Source organism: Xanthomonas sacchari (genome assembly GCF_024266585.1).
In the GTDB taxonomy this organism is placed as follows: domain Bacteria; phylum Pseudomonadota; class Gammaproteobacteria; order Xanthomonadales; family Xanthomonadaceae; genus Xanthomonas_A; species Xanthomonas_A sacchari_C.
The window spans coordinates 856,901-876,337 of sequence record NZ_CP100647.1 but is presented as its reverse complement, the minus strand read 5'-3'; the positions used below and the strand labels follow the sequence as shown (position 1 = coordinate 876,337).

General features: G+C 70.8%; 17 protein-coding genes. 3 read left to right on the top strand and 14 right to left on the bottom strand.

The features are described from left to right. Positions 1-92: 92 nt before the first annotated feature. The 6 genes from NKJ47_RS03665 to NKJ47_RS03640 all read right to left on the bottom strand — a co-directional run bounded on the left by NKJ47_RS03665 (position 93) and on the right by NKJ47_RS03640 (position 9,700). Complete coding sequence (locus NKJ47_RS03665; protein WP_254460183.1) at positions 93-2,471, bottom strand: DUF3772 domain-containing protein; 2,379 nt, start codon at positions 2,469-2,471, stop codon at positions 93-95. Positions 2,472-2,787: 316 nt separating this feature from the next. Then, complete coding sequence (locus NKJ47_RS03660) at positions 2,788-3,810, bottom strand: NAD(P)H-quinone oxidoreductase (protein WP_254460182.1); 1,023 nt, start codon at positions 3,808-3,810, stop codon at positions 2,788-2,790. A 358-nt stretch (positions 3,811-4,168) separates the two neighbouring features. Then, complete coding sequence (locus NKJ47_RS03655) at positions 4,169-5,485, bottom strand: histidine-type phosphatase (protein ID WP_254460181.1); 1,317 nt, start codon at positions 5,483-5,485, stop codon at positions 4,169-4,171. An 8-nt stretch (positions 5,486-5,493) separates the two neighbouring features. After that, positions 5,494-7,995, bottom strand: a complete 2,502-nt coding sequence (locus NKJ47_RS03650; RefSeq protein WP_254460180.1) for a TonB-dependent receptor domain-containing protein — start codon at positions 7,993-7,995, stop codon at positions 5,494-5,496. Positions 7,996-8,109: 114 nt separating this feature from the next. After that, complete coding sequence (locus NKJ47_RS03645) at positions 8,110-9,192, bottom strand: FecR family protein (RefSeq protein WP_254460179.1); 1,083 nt, start codon at positions 9,190-9,192, stop codon at positions 8,110-8,112. Continuing rightward, a complete protein-coding gene (locus tag NKJ47_RS03640; RefSeq protein ID WP_254460178.1) occupies positions 9,185-9,700 on the bottom strand; it encodes an RNA polymerase sigma factor in 516 nt (171 codons plus the stop codon). Before NKJ47_RS03640 ends, NKJ47_RS03645 begins: the two co-directional genes overlap by 8 nt. A gap of 355 nt (positions 9,701-10,055) precedes the next feature. On the opposite strand from NKJ47_RS03640, the gene NKJ47_RS03635 reads away from it, so the two are divergent. Continuing rightward, positions 10,056-11,126 carry a pirin family protein gene (locus NKJ47_RS03635; RefSeq protein ID WP_254460177.1) on the top strand — a complete coding sequence of 357 codons (1,071 nt, stop codon included), beginning with the start codon at positions 10,056-10,058 and terminating at the stop codon, positions 11,124-11,126. 333 nt (positions 11,127-11,459) lie between these two features. Here NKJ47_RS03635 and NKJ47_RS03630 read toward each other — a convergent pair whose 3' ends face one another. The 6 genes from NKJ47_RS03630 to NKJ47_RS03605 form a co-directional block, all read right to left on the bottom strand. Next, entirely contained in the window at positions 11,460-12,062 is a 603-nt protein-coding gene (locus tag NKJ47_RS03630; protein ID WP_254460176.1) for a DUF4142 domain-containing protein, read from the bottom strand. A gap of 220 nt (positions 12,063-12,282) precedes the next feature. Further along, positions 12,283-12,498 carry a hypothetical protein gene (locus NKJ47_RS03625; protein WP_254460175.1) on the bottom strand — a complete coding sequence of 72 codons (216 nt, stop codon included), beginning with the start codon at positions 12,496-12,498 and terminating at the stop codon, positions 12,283-12,285. 3 nt (positions 12,499-12,501) lie between these two features. Continuing rightward, on the bottom strand, positions 12,502-13,089 hold the full coding sequence (locus NKJ47_RS03620; protein ID WP_254460174.1) for a peroxiredoxin family protein: 588 nt from the start codon (positions 13,087-13,089) through the stop codon (positions 12,502-12,504). A 354-nt stretch (positions 13,090-13,443) separates the two neighbouring features. Next, positions 13,444-13,662, bottom strand: coding sequence for a hypothetical protein (locus NKJ47_RS03615; RefSeq protein WP_254460173.1), 219 nt, complete (start codon positions 13,660-13,662; stop codon positions 13,444-13,446). 33 nt (positions 13,663-13,695) lie between these two features. Beyond that, positions 13,696-13,875, bottom strand: a complete 180-nt coding sequence (locus NKJ47_RS03610; protein ID WP_254460172.1) for a hypothetical protein — start codon at positions 13,873-13,875, stop codon at positions 13,696-13,698. A 91-nt stretch (positions 13,876-13,966) separates the two neighbouring features. Continuing rightward, positions 13,967-14,719 carry an IclR family transcriptional regulator gene (locus NKJ47_RS03605; protein ID WP_254460171.1) on the bottom strand — a complete coding sequence of 251 codons (753 nt, stop codon included), beginning with the start codon at positions 14,717-14,719 and terminating at the stop codon, positions 13,967-13,969. A gap of 211 nt (positions 14,720-14,930) precedes the next feature. On the opposite strand from NKJ47_RS03605, the gene fucP reads away from it, so the two are divergent. Both fucP and NKJ47_RS03595 read left to right on the top strand, forming a co-directional pair. After that, positions 14,931-16,238, top strand: a complete 1,308-nt coding sequence (gene fucP / locus NKJ47_RS03600) for an L-fucose:H+ symporter permease (RefSeq protein WP_254460170.1) — start codon at positions 14,931-14,933, stop codon at positions 16,236-16,238. Between the two features lie 3 nt (positions 16,239-16,241). Then, on the top strand, positions 16,242-16,616 hold the full coding sequence (locus NKJ47_RS03595) for an L-rhamnose mutarotase (RefSeq protein WP_254460169.1): 375 nt from the start codon (positions 16,242-16,244) through the stop codon (positions 16,614-16,616). A gap of 375 nt (positions 16,617-16,991) precedes the next feature. Here NKJ47_RS03595 and NKJ47_RS03590 read toward each other — a convergent pair whose 3' ends face one another. Together NKJ47_RS03590 and NKJ47_RS03585 are read right to left on the bottom strand one after the other, a co-directional pair. Then, positions 16,992-18,311: an L-fuconate dehydratase gene (locus NKJ47_RS03590; protein ID WP_254460168.1), complete on the bottom strand. Its 1,320-nt coding sequence runs from the start codon at positions 18,309-18,311 to the stop codon at positions 16,992-16,994. A 248-nt stretch (positions 18,312-18,559) separates the two neighbouring features. Further along, the gene (locus tag NKJ47_RS03585) at positions 18,560-19,417 is read right to left on the bottom strand and encodes a fumarylacetoacetate hydrolase family protein (RefSeq protein ID WP_254460167.1); all 858 of its coding nucleotides are present in this window, start codon (positions 19,415-19,417) and stop codon (positions 18,560-18,562) included. Positions 19,418-19,437: the final 20 nt, after the last annotated feature.

Sequence of the window (19,437 nt, the reverse complement as noted above, 5' to 3'; positions counted from 1 at the left end):
TCGTAGGAGCGGCTTCAGCCGCGACCTGCCGCGCCGGCAGCTGGCGGCCAACGCCGCTTCGCGCACCACCAATCCTGAATCCCCACTCCTGGCTACTCCTGCGGATCGCGTAGAAGCTTCACTTCCTGCGGCGATTCCAGCGCAATGCCCTCCTCGGCCAGGCGCTGCAGCAGGGAGAAAAACAGTTCGCTGCGGGTGCCGTAGGTGAGCCGCGGCGAGGCCACGTAGGCGAAGCTGTTGAGGGTGACGTGGCCGTTGGCGATGGAGTCGATGAACACCGACGGCGCCGGGTCGTCCAGCACGCCCGGGTGCGCCGCGTACAGCTCCAGCAGCAGCGCGCGCAACCTGGTCACGTCGGTGCCCAGCGACACCGCGAACTGGATCTGCACCCGGCCCAGCGGCCCGGCCAGGGTCATGTTGCGCAGGGTCTTGGTGATCAGTTCGGAGTTGGGGACGATCAGGGTGGAGCGATCGCCGACCTGGATCTCGGTGGCGCGCACGCTGATCCGGCGCACGTCGCCCTCCTGGTCGCCGATCTTGATCCAGTCGCCGATCTTGACCGGGCGCTCGGCGAGCAGGATCAGGCCGGACACGAAGTTCTGGGTGATCGACTGCAGGCCGAAGCCGATGCCGACCGACAGCGCGCTGACCACCAGCGCGATCCGCTCCAGGCCGATGCCCAGCGCGGCCAGCGCCCACAACGCCGCCAGGATGATGCCGACATAGCGCGCCACCGTGCTGATCGAGTTGCGCGAGCCGTCGTCCAGTTCGGTCTTGGGCAGGTAGGTCTGGGTCAGCCAGCGATGCAGGTACTGCATGACGCCCAGGCCCAGCAGCAGCACCAGCACCGCGCGGACGATCGCGCCCGGGTACAGCACCACCTTGTCGCTGACGCGGATGCCGTCGGACAGCAGCGAGAACCAGTCCGAGACGATCGAGACGTTGGTGCCGAACGGCATCAGCAAGGCGCCGATGCCGATCAGCAGCAAGACCACCCGGACCAGCGCCGAGGTCAGCACCCCGGCCTGCTCCAGGCTGCTCGAGCGCACCCCGAAGGCGCCATTGGCGGCGCGCCCGATGCGGCCTTCGCTGGCGAACAGCCACAGCGCGAAGTCGTCGGCGAAGGTCATCAGCAGGCGCACCGCGCCGACGATCATGGTGATCCAGATGATCTGCCGGGTGATGAACAGGCCCAGGTGCAGATAGCCCAGCAGCGCCGCCAGCAGCGCCACCACCACCGCGACCTTGATCAGCACGCCGATCAGCGCCAGCGCCCCGCCATGCTGCCCGGGCGGCGGCGGCTGCTCGTTGGCCAGCGCCTGCGCCGCGGCCTCGGCGTACTGGCGCCGGCGCAGCCGCGACAGGCTGGTCAGGGTGGCCAGGATCAGCACGCCGTAGACCAGGGCGATCACCCCGTCGGCGGCCACGGTGGCCGAGTCGCTGGTGCGGGCGGCCTGGTTGACCACCAGCAGCATGCTGCTGAGCCAGGCCAGCGCCGCGGTGGCCCAGGTGTATTTGCGCAGGCGCCGCGCGGTGGCGTCGTCGATCGGGAACAGGCGCCAGCTGGGCTGGTTCGGCAGCAGCACGCTGGCGCCGAGCGAGCCCATGAACGCGGCAGCGAAGCTGACCACCACGAAGCCGTTGAGCACCGCGTCTAGCCGCTCCGGCACCGCATCGATGCTGCGCAGGCTCTCGGCCAGGGCCAACGCGGCCAGGCCCGGGGTCAGCGTGCCCAGCAGCAGGAACCAGATCGCCAGGCCGGAGCGGCGCAGGCGGCTGCCCGGCGCGCGCGACATCGCGTAGCGCTTGCCCAGCCAGCGCAGCAGGTAGCGCAGCGGGAACAGCAGGATCAACGCGATGGCGATGCCGACGCCGAGCGCGCCGGCGCCGTGCTCGGCGATCGCGGCCTGCAGCGACTGCGCGCCCAGGGTGTACAGGGCCAGCAGCTTGGCCTGGTCGTCGGGGAAATCGTCGGCAATCTGCTTCCACAGCGCCGGCGACAGCGGCGAGGGCGAGCGCAGCGACAGTTCCTGGCTGAAATGCTCGGCGCGCGCGCGTTCGATGTCGTCGGCCAGTTGCCGCGCCTCCACCACCATCAGCTTGCCGCGCTTGACCCCCGAGTCCAGGCTGTCGCGCTGCTTGGTCAGCGCCTTGCGCTGCGCGGCGATGTCGGGAGAATCGCCGGCGGCGGCCGGGCCGAGCTGCTGCAGGCGCGCATTGACCTGCGCCAGTTGCTGCGACAGGGCCTCGGCGGCGGTCTGCGCATCGCTGGCGGCATTGGAGACCTGGGCGACGAGATCCTGGAAGGCGGCCTGGTTGCCCACGTCCACTTCCTGGCCGCGCGCGTCCTTCAGCGCCTTTGCGGCGTTGTCCAGCAGGGTCTGCGGGTCCGGCGGCGCGTCGTCGACGTCCTGCGGCTGGGCGGAGGCCACGGCCGCGCACAGCCACAACAGCAGCAAGACGCAACGCAACAGGGACGACGAGGAGGCGGAACGGGGCAGCAGGCGCACGCAGGGACCGGCACGGGCAAGCGCGGACCACCGCGCGTGCGGCACTATACGGCGCGGCGCTTGAACCGGGCCAGCGGCGGGTGCGGCGGGTGCCGGGACGCGTGGTGCGAGGGGCGCGGGACACCAGCGCGCGCACGGTGGCGACCAAGCGTTGCCCCCATCACGACCGGAATCGCCTGTAGGAGCGGCTTCAGCCGCGACGGGCTTTTACGGGAACGCCCGTCGCGGCTGAAGCCGCTCCTACGACGGCACCGGGTAGCCGCGACCGATCCCCGTGTCACTGCGCTGCTGTCGTCAGCACGATCTTGCCGATGTGCGCGCTGGATTCCATCAGCGCATGCGCCTGCGCCGCCTCCTGCAGCGGGAAGCAGCGGTCCACCTGCGGCTTGATCCGGCCCTGTGCCAGCAGCGGCCACACATGCTGCTCCAGTTCGCGCGCGATCGCCGCCTTCTCCATCACCGAACGCGGCCGCAGGGTCGAGCCGGTGTGGGTCAGGCGCTTGGCCAGCAGCGGCATCAGGTCCAGTTCGCGCACCTTGCCCTGCTGGATGCCGATCTGCACGATGCGCCCGTCCAGCGCCGCCGCCTGGTAGTTGCGCGCCAGGTAGTCGCCGCCGATCAGGTCCACGATCACGTCGGCGCCGCGGCCACCGGTCAGGCGCTGGGTCTCGGCGACGAAGTCCTCGTCGCGGTACAGGATGGCCGCCTCCGCGCCCAGCGCCAGGCTGGCGGCGCGCTTGTCGGCCGAGCCCACGGTGGTGATCACCCGCGCGCCGAAGGCCCGCCCGAGCAGGGTGGCGACGCTACCGATGCCGGAGGTGCCGCCATGCACCAGCAACGTCTCGCCGGACTGCAGGCGGCCGCGCTGGAACACGTTGGTCCACACGGTGAAGAAGGTTTCCGGCACCGCCGCCGCCTCGGTCAGGCTCAGCGCCGCCGGCACCGGCAAGGCGTTGCGCTCGTGCACCACCGCGTACTCGGCATAGCCGCCGCCGGCGACCAGCGCGCAGACCTGGTCGCCCAGTCGATAGCGCTCCACGCCCTCGCCCAGGCCGACCACCTCGCCGGCGAACTCCAGCCCCGGCAGCGGCGAAGCGCCCGGCGGCGGCGGATAAAGGCCCTGGCGCTGCATCACGTCGGGCCGGTTGACGCCGGCCGCGGCCACCCGCACCAGCAGTTCGCCGCGCCCGGGGTGCGGCAGCGGCACGCGCACCGGCACCAGCACCTCGGGCGCACCGGGCTGGCGGATCTCGATCGCGGTCATGGTGTCGGGCAGCGCGGCGGCGTGGGTCGGGGACATGGCGGGGTCCTGGCAGAGCGCGCGGCGCACACAGGCGCAGGCGCGTGGGGGAACCGCGATGATCGACCTTCCGCGCTGAGTGGTCCGTGACGATCGGCGATGTTTGCCGCAACAGCAGGATCCCGGCATTGCGCAGGAGCGGCTTCAGCCGCGACAGGCATTGCCGGGAACGGCCGGTCGCGGCCGAAGCCGCTCCGACGGTGCAGCCACCCCGGAGAACCGCATGACAATCGCCACGCGGTGAACCCTGTGGGAGCGACGTCAGTCGCGACGCGCGGGACCATGAACACCCGTCACCTCACTCCCAACGCCCCAAGCGCCGCGCTCCACGCACTCAAGCGCCCACGACAGGCGCCGCCTAATCGCCCGCCCGCGCCACCTGCGCCGGCCATGGCGTCATCGGCGGCACCTCGGCCTGGACCCGCTGCGGATCCAGCCGCGCCTGCAGCGCCGGCAGCGCGATCGCCAGCGGGCAGCGCAGGCGGCCGCCGCAGCCGGGCAACGGCCAGCCCCGCGCGCGCAGGCCGCGGCCGTCGAAGCGGTTGCCGCGCAGCGCCGGCAGCGTCGGCACCACGCTGCGCAGCTGCAGGAAGTCCTGGCCGTGCAGCCGCACCAGCTCCAGCACCAGCGCGCCGCCGGGCGGATAGGCGTCCGGCTGTCCCGGCACGATGGGGTCGATGCCGAACAGCCCGGCCAGGTGCGCCAGGTTGGTGTCGTGGCCCAGCAGCACCAGCGCGCGCGTGTCGGCCGGCGCCAGCGGCGCCACCGTCGGCGCCTGCCCGGCCGCTGCCTGCAGTGTCGCCAGCAGGTGCGCGAGCAGGTTGGAGCCGCCGGCGCGCGCCGCCGGCAGCGCCCGCTTGCTGTAGCCGAAGGAGGCGTTGTGCAGGCCGATCAGGCGCTGCAGCGCCGCGGCGTCGGCCCGCCCCCACGCCACCTGCGGCAACGGCAGGCCCTGCGCGTATTCCAGCATCAGGTTCTCGGCCAGGCTGCCGGCGGTCTTCAACGCCTTGGCTGCCTGCGCCGGATCGCGCAGCCGCTGCGGCTCGTCCAGGCGCTGCGCGACCTGCGTGGCGCAGGCCGGTGCGGCGCAGCCGGACAGCACCCGCTGCAGCGCGCGCAGCCGCGTGCGGGTGGCCGCGTCCAGGTGCGGCGGCGGCGCGGGTGCGTCGTCGTCCTTGTCCTCGTCCTTGCCGAAGTGGAACAGCGGATTGTTCTGCGTCGTCGGCAAGGCCAGGTAGTGCGCCTGACACCCCGGCAGCAGCCCCTCGGCAAACGCCGCCGCGCTGGCGTGGTTGCGCGGCGTGCTGTCGGCGATCACCACCGCACCGGACGCGGCGCAGTCCGGCGCCAGCACCGCCGCATCCAGCCAGCGCTGCCGGTAGCGCGCGCCCAGCGCCTGCATGCCGGCCGCCCCGTGCGCGGTGAGCTGGCCGGGCGCCACCGGCCATTGCGGCCACGGCTGCGCGGCGTACTTGGCCAGCTCCTCGGGCGATTGCGTCGGCGCGCGCACGCCGTGACGCATCACCACGATCGCCAGGCGGACCTCCGCCGCGTCCGCGTCCGCGGCAGCGGACGGTTTGGGCGACGCGGCCGCCGGCCAGGCGACGATGGCGACGCACAGCAACGCGGCCAGGCGCCAGCCGGCGCGCACGCATACGAATCGGGAAGCGGACATGGCGGGCCTCAGAACTTCAGCGACAGGTCGAGGAACACGCCGCGCCCGGCCAGGCCGAAATACAGCGGCTGGTTGTCGGAGGAGCGCGTGCCGGCGTAGCCGATCAGCGCATGCCGGTTCAGCAGGTTGTTGACGTCCATGCTGATCGAATACCCCTTCAGGCCGTAGGGCCCGTGCGTGCTGCGGTAGCCCAGCGCCGCGTCCAGGCTGGCGTAGCCGCCCAGGCGCTGGTCGTTGCCGAACACGGTGGCGCCGCTGGCGGTGGTGCGGTTGTCCACGCCGTACTGCGCGCCCACCACCTTCTCCATCAGCGAGCCGAAGTAGCCGGTGCCGCTGTTGTACAGCAGACCCAGCGCCGCGGTCACCCGCGGCGTGCCGGCGACCTGGGTGCTGCTGTGCTTGTAGGTGGCCTCGTTGTAGCTGGCGTTGGCGTACAGGCTCAGGATCGGCGTCAGCGCGTAGGTGGCCTCGGCCTCGGCGCCGCGGTACACGGCGCCGCCGCCGTTGACGTAGGCGCTCTCGGTGCCGCTGTCGGTATTGATCAGGGTCTGGCTGATGTAGTTGCTGAAGTCGATGTAGTAGACGTCGGCGCCGAAGGTCAGGCCGCGCGCGGCGTAGCTGGTGCCGAGCTGGTAGTTGCTGGTCAGTTCCGGGCGCAGGCCGCGCGCGCCGTTGAGTTCGATCACGTCGATCGGCGGCGCCAGGAAGCCGCGCGCGGCCTGCACGTAGCCGCTCCAGTGCTCGCTGAAGGCCTGGTGCAGGCTCAGCGACGGCAGCGTGGCGTCGTAGCTGGCGGTGCTGTGCGCCGGCGCCGGCGGCGTGCTCTTGTTGAGCTCGGCATCGAGCTGGCGCTGCACCCGCGCGTAGCGCAGGCCCGGGCTGAGGGTGAGGCTGTCGCTGAGCTTCCAGTCGTACTGCAGATACGGCTGCAGCGTGTCGGTGCGGTCATGCAGGGTGTAGTTGTAGAGCGGCCCGTACTTGGTGCCGGTGGCCGCGCCGGTGCTCATGTCCACCGGCAACTGCTGGCGCTCGTCGAGGTTGCGCTCCACCCACACGCCGGTCTGCAGCTGGCCCGGGCCGAGGTCGCGGGCCAGCCGCAGCACGTCGCCGAAGGCGCGGAAATCGTTGTCCGAAAGCTTGCCCGGCACGTCCTTGGCGGCCTTGGACAGCTTCTTGCCGGTCGCGCCGTAGAAGGTCACGCCGTTGTCGGCGGCGCTCTCGCTGGTCGGGTTGCTGGTCTTGGAGGCGGTGTGATCGAAGCTGTTGTAGTAGACCTTGTTGTCCAGGTCCCAGTCGCCCAGGCGCGTGCTCAGGCCCAGGTAGGTGAAGCTGGAGTAGTAGGCGGCGGCGTTGTAGCCAGTGTAGTTCTGCAGGGTCGGATCGTTGCCAAGGCCATAGCGCCAGCCATGCTGCGCGATCTGCGCGCGGGTGGCGCCCTGCACGGTGTTCTGGTGCTCCTGGTTGTAGCTGCTGACGAAGGTCAGCGTGGTCGCCTCGCCCAGGTCGGTGACGGTCTTGAGGAAGGCGTGCTCGCGGCGGTCGTCGGTGCCCTTGAGGTAAGTGTCGCTGGCTTCCTTGGACAGGTCGGCGAACAGACGCGTGTTGCCGATGTGCTCGTCGGCGCTGACGCCGCCGGCCCAGGTGTTCCAGCTGCCGCCGGTGCCGTAGACGGTGACCCCGTCCACCTCGCTGGGATTGCGCGTGCGCAGCGCCAGGGTGCCGCCGAAGGTGGCGTTGCCGATGGTGGCGCCGCCGCCGGGGCCGCGGTCGATCTCGGCCTGGCCGAGCACGTGGTTGTTGAAGTAGGCCGACGTGGTGTGGTGCAGATCGCTGGCATCGCCGAACGGGATGCCGTCGAAGGTGATGTTGAACTGGCCGTCCTGGAAGCCGCGGATGCTGATGCCTTCGTTCTTGCCCAGGCCCGGGCCTTCCGGCGAGGTGGTGACCACGCTGGGTGCGTACTTGATGATGTCGTCGTAGTTGGAATTCAGACGCAGGCCGTCGCGGATGAAGCGCTCGTCGATCACCGAGGTCGGCTGGCTCGCTTCCAGCGGCGCGGCGCTGGGCGCCAGCGTGTCGACGCTGTTGGCGGTGACGTTGATCGGCGCCAGTTCGCGCGGGCCGTCGTGCTCGCCGTCGGCCTCGGCGCGGGCCGGGGCGGCACTGCGCGGGGCGCGGGGCGCGGCGGCCGGGGCGGCGGCGACGCGGCTGCGCACGATCGCGACCGAGCCCGGGGTCAGCATGCGGTAGTCCAGGCCGGTACCGGCGAGCAGGGCATGCAGTTGCTGCGGCGGTGCCAGCCCGGCTGGGGCGCCGCTGCTGCGCAGACCCTCGGCCAGTGCCGGGTCGTACATCAGTTGCAGGCCGCTGCTGCGTGCGAACTGGTCCAGCGCCTGCGCCAGCGGCATGGGCGCGATGGCCGACGCGGTGACGGCGGGCGCCGACCAGGCCGGCAGCGAGGACGCACTGCCGAGCAGCAGGGCGATGGAGACGACGAGAGGCTTGCGCATGACGATCACACCGGAGGGGAGGAAGGGCGGGCCTACGCGTGCTGCGCGACGGCCATGCTTCCTAGGAGTGCCCCGGTGCGCCGTGCGGCTACCGTCGATTGCGTGAATTTTTTCTTACAGCGGCGCCGCTGCGCGGCGGAGGGTCACCGCCTGCGCATCGCGCTGCACCTGCACGCCGGGCAGGCTGCCGACGTAGGCGACGAAGGCCTCCGGATCGCGCAGGTGGAACACGCCGCTGACCCGCCGCGCCGCCAGCGCCGGGTCGGCGATGCGCAGCGGCTGCGTGGTGTAGGCGTTGAACAGCCGCGCCACCTCGCCGAGGCTGCGATCCTGCACGCCGACCTGCGCCGGCAGCCAGGCGGTGGCGTCGGCGATGTCGGCATGGTCGCGCAGCGCCAGCACGCGGCCCTGCGCATCCACCCGCGCCTGCTGGCCGCCGCCCAGATCGGCCAGCGTCGCCCCGTCCGACGGCAGGTCGCCGCGGCGCCACCATGCCGGCGTGTCGCGCGACACCTGCACCCGCCCCTGCAGCACGGTGACGCGCGCGCCGCCGGCCTGCGGGTCGACCCCGAACACGGTGCCGACGTCGCGCAGCACCAAGGTGCCGACGCTGACCCGCAGCGGCCGTGCCGGATCGTGACCGAGATCGAACACCGCCTTGCCGCGCAGCAGGGCGATGTCGCGACGCAGCGCGCCGTAGCGCACCGCGATCGCGCCGCCGCGCTCCAGCTGCACCACGCTGCCGTCGTCCAGCGCGATGCTGCGCGGCGCGTCCGCCGGCGCTGCGTACACCGTCGCCGGCACCGGGTCCGGCGCGCTCAGGCGCAGCGCCACGCCGGCGGCGGCCAGCGCGAGCACGGCGGCCGCCGCCAGCGGCCAGCGCCTGCGTCGTGGCACGGTGCGCCGCGGATACGGCGCCGCTGCCGGTGGCTCCACGTCCGGACGCAACGGCACCACCACCGCCCCGCTGCGCAAGGCGTGCGCGCGCAACTGCGCACTGCTGGCCTGCTGCGCCTGCGCCGCGGACGGCAGGTCGCCGTGCATCCGCGCGATGTCGAGATAGGCGGCCACGTGCGCGGGCGAGTGCCGCAACCAGCCCAGGAACTCGGCCTGCCGCGCCGGCGGCTGCGCGGTCTCGCGCTGCGCCAGGTACCAGTCCGCGGCCGCCTCGGCGACGCGCTGCGGATCATCACGCATAGCGCGCCATGCCCTGCCGGCACACCGCCAGGCCCTTGATGATGTATTTCTTGACCATGTGGCTGGAGATCTGCAGTTGCTCGGCGATCTCCTGGTAGCCCAGTTCGTCGCGGTAGCGCAGCGTCATCGCCGCGCGGCACTTCGGCGGCAGCCGCGCCATCAGTTCGGCCAGGCGCTGCCGGCGCTGCGCGCGGTGCACCTGCGCATCGGCCTCGCAGGGCACCGCCAGCCGGTCCAGCACGTCCTCCAGGCAGGTGTCGCGCTGGCTGTTGCGCTGGTGCAGCAGCGCGTGCTCGCGCATCAGGTTGGCGGCGATGGTGAACAGGTAGGCTTCGGGATTGGCGATGTCCGGCGCGTGCGCCTCGCTGCGCTGCAGGCGCAACCACACTTCCTGCAGCAGGTCGTCGGTATCCCAGGCCGCGGCGCGGCGCTTGCGGAAATAGCGGCTCAGCGACGGCCGCCATTGCAGGAACAGCCGCGACAACGCCGGCAGGGGTTCGGAACGCACCAGCCACTCGCAGTGCCGGCGCCATCGGCGGCCAGCGGATTCGGAAAGGCTGCGATGCTGGGCGCGGCAGATGACAATCCAATGACGCACGGGCAATGCGGGCACAGATGCGCGGTTGCGCCCCAGCAAGCATGCAGTGCACGCCGCTGACGGCCGGGTTCGCTCCATCGGCGCAGGCAACGCGGCCGCTCACCGCGCCTGCGCCATCGCCATGGACGCGGCGGCGGCGCATCCCAGCGTTTCCCGTGCAGGACAGGATGTCCTCCGGACCGGCCTTCCGTTCCGTCGGCATCGCCCCATATCGTGAAGATTGCCGCATCCAACCTCGGGCGGCGTTCGCACGAAGGATCTCTCCATGACCGACCCCATCGTCCAGATCAAGCCGCTTGGCTTCCCTTGGGACACGATCGACCCGTTCCTGTTCTGCGTCTACCACGACGATGCCTACCCCGCCGGCAACGGCGCGATGGGGCCGGCGGCGTCCCTGCACGGCCGCGCCATCGGCCAGGACTTCAGCCGCAAGGACGGCTGGAGCATGTATCACGGCGAGGAGATTCCCGGCTTTCCCGGTCATCCGCACCGTGGCTTCGAGACCGTGACCATCGTGCGCAAGGGCCTGATCGACCATGCCGACTCGCTCGGTGCGGCGGCGCGCTTCGGCGCCGGCGACGTGCAATGGGTCACGGCCGGCGCGGGCATCGTCCATTCGGAGATGTTCCCGCTGCTGGACACGGCGGCGCCCAACCCGCTGGAACTGTTCCAGATCTGGCTCAACCTGCCGGCGCGCAACAAGCTGGCCGCGCCGCACTTCACCATGTTCTGGTCGGAAGACCTGCCGCGCTTCACTGCCACCGACGACGCCGGCCGCACCACCGAGGTGACCTGCGTGGCCGGCCGCATCGGCCCGGTCGACGCCGCCCCCGGCAGCGCCGGCGGCCCGCTCGCGCCGCCACCGGATTCGTGGGCCGCGCAGGACGATGCCGATGTGGCCATCTGGACGATCCGCATGGCACCCGGCGCACGCTGGACCCTGCCCGCCGCGCAAGGCCGCGGCACCCGCCGCAGCCTGTACTTCTTCAAGGGCGCAGCGGTGACGGTGGGCGGGCGCCCGGTGACCCGCCACGCGGCGATCGAATTGCGCGCCGATCAGGCGGTCGAGTTGGTCAGTGGCGACGGAGAGGCGAGCGAGTTCCTGGTGCTGCAAGGCCGACCGATCGCCGAACCGGTGGCCCAACACGGTCCGTTCGTGATGAACACCCAGGCCGAGATCGCCCAGGCCATGGCCGACTATCGCCGCACCCAGTTCGGCGGCTGGCCATGGCAGGACGAGGCGCCGGTGCACGGCAGCGACCCGACCCGCTTCGCGCGACATCCGGATGGGCGCGAGGAGCGGCCGGCGCCGCACGCGGTCGCCGCCAACGACTAGGGGCGCATCACCGATGCCCGAGGATGTCGCGTTGGGCCTGCGCGTGCCCCCATGGCCGCGTCATCGCCCGGGCGTGGACGGACGTCCACGTCCTCACGCTTCCTTGCCACAGGCGCACGCCATCGCGGCGCGGCATGCGCGGGGATGGATGGCACGCCCTAGCGGCTGTTTCTTTCCCCCCTCGGGAGCATGACCCTCATGTTCGTTCGGGGGAGGTACCCCGCAGGGGCGGCTGAGGCTACTGGCGCAGCCTCGTGCGCCGCAAACGCTGCGAGTCGCTTCGCGCCGTCCCCTCACCCCAACCCCTCTCCCGACGGGAGAGGGGCTACGCGCTCAGTAGCGCGCCGAGGCCAGCGCCTGCGCGCGCTCCAGCTGCTCGGCGATGCGCTTGCGCGCCTGCTGCAGCTCCTGGCGGGTGGCGTCTTCCTTGGCCGCCGGCACCAGCTCGGCGTCGATCACCGACAGCGCGTCGGAGTACTGCCGCACCACCGCCGCCGCGTAAGCGTTCATGTAGGCGGAGTCGTCCTTCTCGTCGCCCAGCGCCTGCAACTGCGCGCGGCCCTTGGCCACCTGCGCGGCGATCTTCTCCGCATCGCCGGGGCCGCCCTTGCCGGCGGTGGCCGGATCGGCATCGTGGTGCACGGCGATGGTCTCGCGGGCGAAATCGGCGACGGTCTTGCTGACGTTGCGCGACAGCGCCTGCTTCGACAGCGCCACGACGTTGCCCTCCAGCACCTGCAGCATGGCCTTGGCCGAGGCGTCGCCACCGATCGGCGCGCGCCCGCTTTCGCCGCCGACCGGCGCGGCGGTGGGCGTGGGTGAGGTGGCCGGTGCGGTCCGCGAGGCCTGATCGCCAGGCTTGCCACAACCGCTCAGCGCCACGGCGGTGAGCGCCGCAAGCAGGGACAGGCGGACGGGATGAAAGGGTGAGGTCATGGAACGCTCCTGGTTGGTCTGCGTTCCACCATGCCCAGCCGCCGCGCAAACCTGCGTGAATCGACGGCGGCGGAACAGGATTCGATCCAGGGCACCGAGGACGCGGGCGTGGCGATGCCCGCATTGCCGAAGCGCGACGCACCCGCGCGTGCGGATGTCATCGCACCCCATTGCGCTGCGTCCCCGGAGCCGGCCAGGTGCGACCGGCCCCGAGCGCGACTCAACCGCAGCAGTAGCAGGTCAGCGGCTGTCCGGGCCCGCCCGGGCCCAGCTCACCGCCGAACGGCGCGCACTCCTGCTGGCAGGCCCAGGCGCTGCAGGCCGCCTCCTTTTCGATGCCGTCGCCGGCGGTCGCCTGCACCGCGCCGAAGCCCATGCTGGCCAGGAACACGGCCGCGAGCATCCCGTTGCGTAACGCTGTCCAACGCTGTTTCATGGCTTACTCCTCGATGGTTGCCAAGGCCGGCGGCGCCTCCGTGCTGCGCACTGCGGCCATCAGGTCCTGCATCCGCTCCGTGGTCTCGAAGACGCCGACGCGCGCATAGCGCACGCGTCCCTCGCGGTCCAGCGCCAGCAGCGTCGGCACGTTGCGCGCGCGGAACAGCATCAGCGCGCGGCGATCGGTCAGCGTGGTCACCGGAAACGTGAAGCCGTGCGCGGCGGCGTAGCGCTGCGCCTGCGCGGGACTGCAGTGGCACACGCCCAGCACCTGCACACCGGGCTGCTGCGCGGCCAGGCGCTGCGCCACCTGCACCACGTGCGGTGCCGAGCGCTTGCAGTACGGGCAGGTGGTGGTGAAGAAGAACAGCACCTGGCGCTCGGCCGTCGGTTCGCCGAGCGTCAGTGGCGCACCGTCCAACGTGGTGGCGGCGATACGCGGCACGTACATGCCCAGATACGGCTCGGTGGTGCGGGTGACGAACCAGCGCCGCTCCTCGCGCAGGCCGCGGTTCTGCCAGGCCAGCACCAGCACCAGCGCGCAGGCGACCAGCAGCGCTAGCCAACTCCAGGGAAACCGCCGTGCCATGCCGTGCGCCCGAGTCACCGTGTTCCCTGCAGGCTGCGCAGCCTGGACACGGCGGTCAACGTTTTGCGCGCAGCTACAGCGAATGGGTGATCAAGCTGGGGAGCGAGTCACGTGCACCATGGATGCGCATTCCAGCGGTGCGCTGCACGCATCGCGGCGCGACGCGTGTGCAGCGTAGACATGCGCAGAATGCCGCCTCACGACGCGACAACGCCGCTTCACCCCACACTGCGCGCGGCCGCGATGCCGCTACATCGCAGGAAGTGAATCAGGCAGCGAAGCGTCGACGCACGCACGACTTGTTGCATCGGCGTCGCATCGGCCTTCGCCCCGCCGCTTGGTCGGTCACATCGCTCAAGCTGCGTCCCGCTCACCGAACGCACGCTGGCAGGCCTTGCGATCGAACTGCAGGGCGGCGCGCATGCGCTGCTCGGTGAGTGGGCGTACGACCCAACTCACGTCGTACACGCCGTCGTTGCACTCCACCGTTGGAATCGCCAGGAACCAGCGAGCGTCGGGACCACGGCAATACCAGAACGTTTCGCCCTGGGCCATGGCGGCGCTCTCGGGCATGAGCGTCCATCGCCGGCTTGCGCGCAGCAGCGATCACACCTTTTTTACCACCTGCAGATCCGCACCACGCACGATGACGCCATCACTGCTCAAGACAAGTTCGCGAAACGATTCCGTCAGTAGGTTGTCGACACGGCGTCTGTTCTGCCAATAGACCCATGTCGACAGGAGCACGAACGCCGCCAGCGCCAGAAGGAAGAACGCATCAACCATCGCACGCTGCCATGTTGAAAAATTTCAGGATCCAATCGTGGCGATACGTGCAGCCGCCGCGTGGCGCGCCAGCCCTGGCACGCACTGGCACCTACGCCAGCGCCGCACTGATCTGCGCCGCCGCATCGCACACCGCGCGCATCGCCGCCTGCGCGTCGATCGGTTGCGGGCGGCGTTCGATGAAGGGCACGGTCAGGGTGTAGCGGGCGATGCCGTGCTGCAGGATGGGCGCGGTCAGGTCGATCACGCCGACCACCGCCTCGCTGGGATGGATGCTGTAGCCCAGCGCGCGTACCTGCTGCGCCGCGGCCAGGAAGCCGGCGCGGTCGTACGCCACCTCGCTGGCGTCCAGGCGCTGCAGCAACTGCGCCTGCGCGTCGGCCGGCTGGAACGCGAACAGCACCAGGCCGGAGGTGGAATGCGCGAACGGGCGGCGGTGGCCGGGGCGCACCACCAGCCCCAGGTCGCTGGGCACGTCCATCTGCGCGATGACCACGATCTGGTCGTCCGACGGCGCGACCAGATGGCAGGGTTGGCGGATCGCGTCGGCCAGCGCGCGCATCACCGGCAGCGCCACTTCGGTGACGTTCTGCACACGCGGTTGCTGCATGCCGAGCATGAACAGGCGGTTGGTCAGCGTATAGCCGCCCTCGCCTGGGGCCCGGGTCAGGTAGCCGCGCTCTTCCAGCACCTGCAGCATGCGGAAAATTTCGCCGCGCGAGCGGCCGATGCCCTGCGAGATCTCGCCCATGGTCATCGGCCGCCCGTCGCGCGCCAGCAGCTCCAGGATGTCCAGCCCCTTGTCCAGGGCGGGTGCGCGGTACTTGGGCAGGGGGGTGGTCATTCCGTCGAGGACCCGGCTACAGGTGAAGAGGACTAGGGTACAGGGAGGCCGCGCCGGGTCGCACCGCCGGCAGCGGCGACGCGATGGACGGCACCGGCGATTTCATCCAAATATGAACTTAAATTTTATATTTGCATGGCACTCGCTGGCGCAGTACGCTCCGCCGACAATCCGAACGCGACGCGGCACACCTTGGGAGGGGTAGGCGGCAATGCACTACAGCAGCGAACGCGCCACGCCGGCGCCCGCCAGTCTCACCCGGACCGCGCTCGCGCCGCTGGTCCTGATCGTCAGCCTGTTCTTTCTCTGGGGCATGGCGAACAACCTCAACGACATCCTGATCAAGCAGTTCAAGAAGGCCTTCGCGCTGACCGACCTGCAGGCCGGGCTGGTGCAAAGCGCGTTCTACCTGGGCTACTTCGTGTTCGCGATTCCGGCGGCGATGTTCATGCGCCGCTACAGCTACAAGGCCGCGGTGGTGCTGGGCCTGTTGCTGTACGCGATCGGCGCGTTCCTGTTCTACCCCGCCGCACAGGTGCACACCTACTGGCTGTTCCTGCTGGCGCTGTTCGTCATCGCCAGCGGCTTGGCATTCCTGGAAACCACCGCCAACCCGCTGGTCACCGTGCTCGGCCCCGCCGAGGGCGCGGCGCGGCGGCTGAACCTGGCGCAGGCGTTCAATCCGCTGGGCTCGATCACCGGCATCCTGGTCGGCCAGCACTTCATCCTGTCCGGCGTGGAGCACACGCCGCAGGCGCTGGCGGCGATGGCGCCGGCCGCGCGCGAGGCCTTCTTCGCCACCGAATCGCTGGCGGTGCAGACGCCGTACCTGATCATCGGCGCGGTGGTGTTGCTGTGGGCGTTGCTGATCGGGCTGACCCGCTTCCCGGCCACCCGCGCCGGCGGCGATGGCGCCAGTGCCGGTGGCTTCGGCCAGTTGCGGCGCAACCGCCGCTTCGTGTTCGCGGTGATCGCGCAGTTCTTCTACGTCGGCGCGCAGGTCGGCATCTGGAGTTACCTGATCCGCTACCTGCAGGACGGCGTGCCCGGCACGCCGGAGAAGACCGCCGCCGATTTCCTCACCGTCTCGCTGGTGCTGTTCATGGCCGGCCGCTTCATCGGCACCGCGTTGCTGCGCTTCCTGGCGCCGGCGCGGCTGCTGGGCGTGTTCGCCCTGCTCAACCTGCTGCTGTGCGCGGTGGCGGTGGCGCTGCCGGGCTGGATCGGCCTGTACGCGCTGGTCGCCAGCAGCCTGTTCATGTCGGTGATGTTCCCGACCATCTTCGCCCTGGGCCTGGACGGACTGGACGACGACGCGCGCAAGCTGGGCGCCTCGCTGATCGTCATGGCGATCATCGGCGGCGCGGCGCTGACCGCGGTGATGGGCGCGGTGTCCGACCATGCCGGCATCCACTGGGCGATCGCGGTGCCCGCCGTCGGCTTCGCGGTGATCCTCGGCTTCGCGCTGCACGCGTCGCGCCACGGCGCGACGCCCCTCCCCTCTGCCCGCGGAGCCTGAGCCATGCCGCGCCATTGCTACCTGCTGGACCTGCACGACGACCCGGCGCTGATCGCCGAATACGAGCGCTGGCACCGTCCCGACACGGTGTGGCCGGAGATCGTCGCCTCGCTGCGCGCGGCCGGCATCCGCGAGCTGGACATCCACCGCTGCGGCGACCGCCTGGTGATGCTGATGGACGTGGACGAGGACTATTCGCCCGCGGCCAAGGCCGCCGCCGACGCGGCGGACCCACGCGTGCAGGCCTGGGAAGAGTTGATGTGGCGCTTCCAGAAACCGTTGCCCGGCTCGGCGCCCGGCGAGAAATGGCGCGAGGCGCTGCAGATCTTTTCGCTGCAGGCGGCGCTGGCCGCGCAGGAGCGCAAGGGCGCAGGCTGAGGGTATTGCGTGGGCGTGTGGTAGAGGGTCGGTGTTGACTGCAGGCGAGACCGGTTGGTTTGTCGCTTCGCTCGTCGCGGCTGTGAAGCCGCTCCTACAGTTCCAGAGAGTGCCGCAGGTGCGGTTGCAGAGGTCGCGGCAGGCACGCCGGATGCTATGTGGCTTTTGTGGGAGGGACTTCAGTCCCGACTGCTGCCGAAGCCGGTGCCTTCACAGGTTCATGCGTCGCGACTGAAGTCGCTCCCACAAGGAGCGATCCAGGATCGCTAGCGCCGCCGTTGCAGGAGCGGCTTCAGCCGCGACCGGTGCACCGCAACCGGCATGCACCGCAACCGGTGCGCTTCCTTCGGCGGAAGCGCACCAATGCCGTTGGCGTCAGGCGCCCTGCGCCGCCAGGTCCGCACTCCAGAACGGGCCATCCGGATACAGGAATTCGCTGACCGAGGTGGGATGCATCTCGGCCGAGAAGCCCGGCGCCGTCGGTGCCAGGTAGCGGCCGTGCGCGATCCGCACCGGATCGACGAAGTGCTGGTGCAGGTGGTCGACGAATTCGATCGCGCGGTCTTCCATCTGGCCGGCGATGGCGACGAAATCGGCCATCGCCAGGTGCTGCACCAGCTCGCACAGGCCCACGCCGCCGGCATGCGGGAACACGCGCACGCCAAACTTGGCCGCCAGCAGCAGGATCGCCAGGTTCTCGTTGACGCCGCCCACGCGCGCGGCGTCGATCTGGATCAGGTCCACCGCGCCGGCCTGCAGCAACTGCTTGAACACCACCCGGTTCTGGGTGTGCTCGCCGGTGGACACCGGCACCGGCGCGATGCCGCGGCGGATCGCGGCGTGGCCGAGCACGTCGTCGGGGCTGGTCGGCTCCTCGATCCAGGCGATGTCGAATTCGGCCAGCTGGCGCATCCAGGCGATCGCCGGGGCCACGTCCCAGCGCTGGTTGGCATCCACCGCCATGGCGATGCCCGGGCCGATCGCCGCGCGCGCCAGGCGGCAACGGCGGATGTCGTCCTCCACGTTGGCGCCGACCTTGAGCTTGATCGTGCGGAAGCCGTCGGCCACCGCTTCCTTGGCCAGGCGCACCAGCTTCTCGTCGGAATAGCCGAGCCAGCCCGGCGAGGTAGTGTAGGCCGGATAGCCCTGTGCGAGCAGGGTCTGGATGCGCTCGGCGCGCAGCGGTTCGGCGTCGCGCAGCATGGCCAGCGCCTCGTCCGGGGTCAGCGCGTCGCTGAGGTAGCGGAAGTCGATCGCGGCCACCAGCTGTTCCGGCGACAGCTCGGCGATGAAACGCCACAGCGGCTTGCCGGCGCGGCGCGCGGCCATGTCCCAGGCGGCGTTGACCACGGCGCCGATGGCCATGTGCATCACGCCCTTCTCCGGCCCCAGCCAGCGCAGTTGCGAGTCGTCGGTGAGGCTGCGCGCGAAACCGCCCAGGTCGCCGATCACCGCGTCCACGTCGCGCCCCACCACATGGTGCGCCAGCGCCGCCACCGCCGCGCTCTGCACGTCGTTGCCGCGGCCGATGGTGAACGCCAGCCCGTAGCCGGCCAGGCCGTCGTCGGCGTCGGTGCACAGGCGCAGATAGGCGGCCGAATAGTCCGGATCCGGATTCATCGCATCGGAACCGTCCAGTTCGCGCGAGGTGGGAAAACGGACGTCGAAGGTCTCGAGCGCGACGATTTTGCTCATGGGGATCCTGGTCGGTGAAGCGGTAGGAAAGTCAAAAAAAGTGGTGATACAGCCCCTCTCCCCCCGGGAGAGGGGTGGGGGTGAGGGTGCGGGAGTGCACGACGGCAGCCGACCCTGCAAAAACAAGAACGAAGCAAGAGCACGCGGGCGTGCCGCTCCTGCGCTAGCGCAGGCCACCTCCGGGTGGATCGCGAGGTGGCTTCGCCCCGTCCCCTCACCCCCACCCCTCTCCCGAGGGGAGAGGGGCTTTACGCCGCGTCGCGCGGATGCGCGACGACGGCCTGGCGTTGCTCGCCCAGGCCTTCGATGCCCAGCGCCATCACGTCGCCCGGCTTCAGGTACACCGGCGGCTTCTGCCCCAGGCCCACGCCCGGCGGCGTGCCGGTGCTGATCACATCGCCCGGGAGCAGCGTCATGTAGCGGCTGATATGGCTGACCAGCTCGGCCACGCCGAACACCATCGTGCGGGTGCTGCCGTTCTGGTAGCGGTGGCCGTTGACCTCCAGCCACATCGACAGGTTCTGCGGATCCGGCACCTCGTCGGCGGTGACCAGCCACGGGCCGATCGGGCCGAAGCCGTCGCAGCTCTTGCCCTTCACCCACTGCCCGCCATGCTCGAGCTGGAACGCGCGCTCGGACAGGTCGTTGATCACCGCATAGCCGGCGACGTGCGACAGCGCCTCCTCCACTGACACGTCGCGTGCGGTATCGCCGATCACCACGCCCAGTTCCACTTCCCAGTCGGTCTTGAGCGAGCCGCGCGGGATCGTCACCGTGTCGTTGGGGCCGCTGATCGCGCTGGTGGCCTTCATGAACAGCACCGGCATCTCCGGCACCGCCATGCCCGATTCGGCGGCGTGGTCGGCGTAGTTCAGCCCGACGCAGATGAACTTGCCGACGCGGCCCACGGCAGCGCCGTAGCGCACCGCGCCGTCCACCCGCGGCAGCGTGGCCGGGTCGAGCGCGCGCAATTTGGCCAGGCCGGCGGCGGTGAGATGCTCGCCGGCGACGTCGTCGATCACCGCCGAGAGGTCGCGCAGGTGGCCGTCGGCATCGAGCAGGGCCGGGCGTTCGTGGCCGGGTTCGCCGTAACGCAGCAGTTTCATGGGAAGTCCTCTGTGGGGAA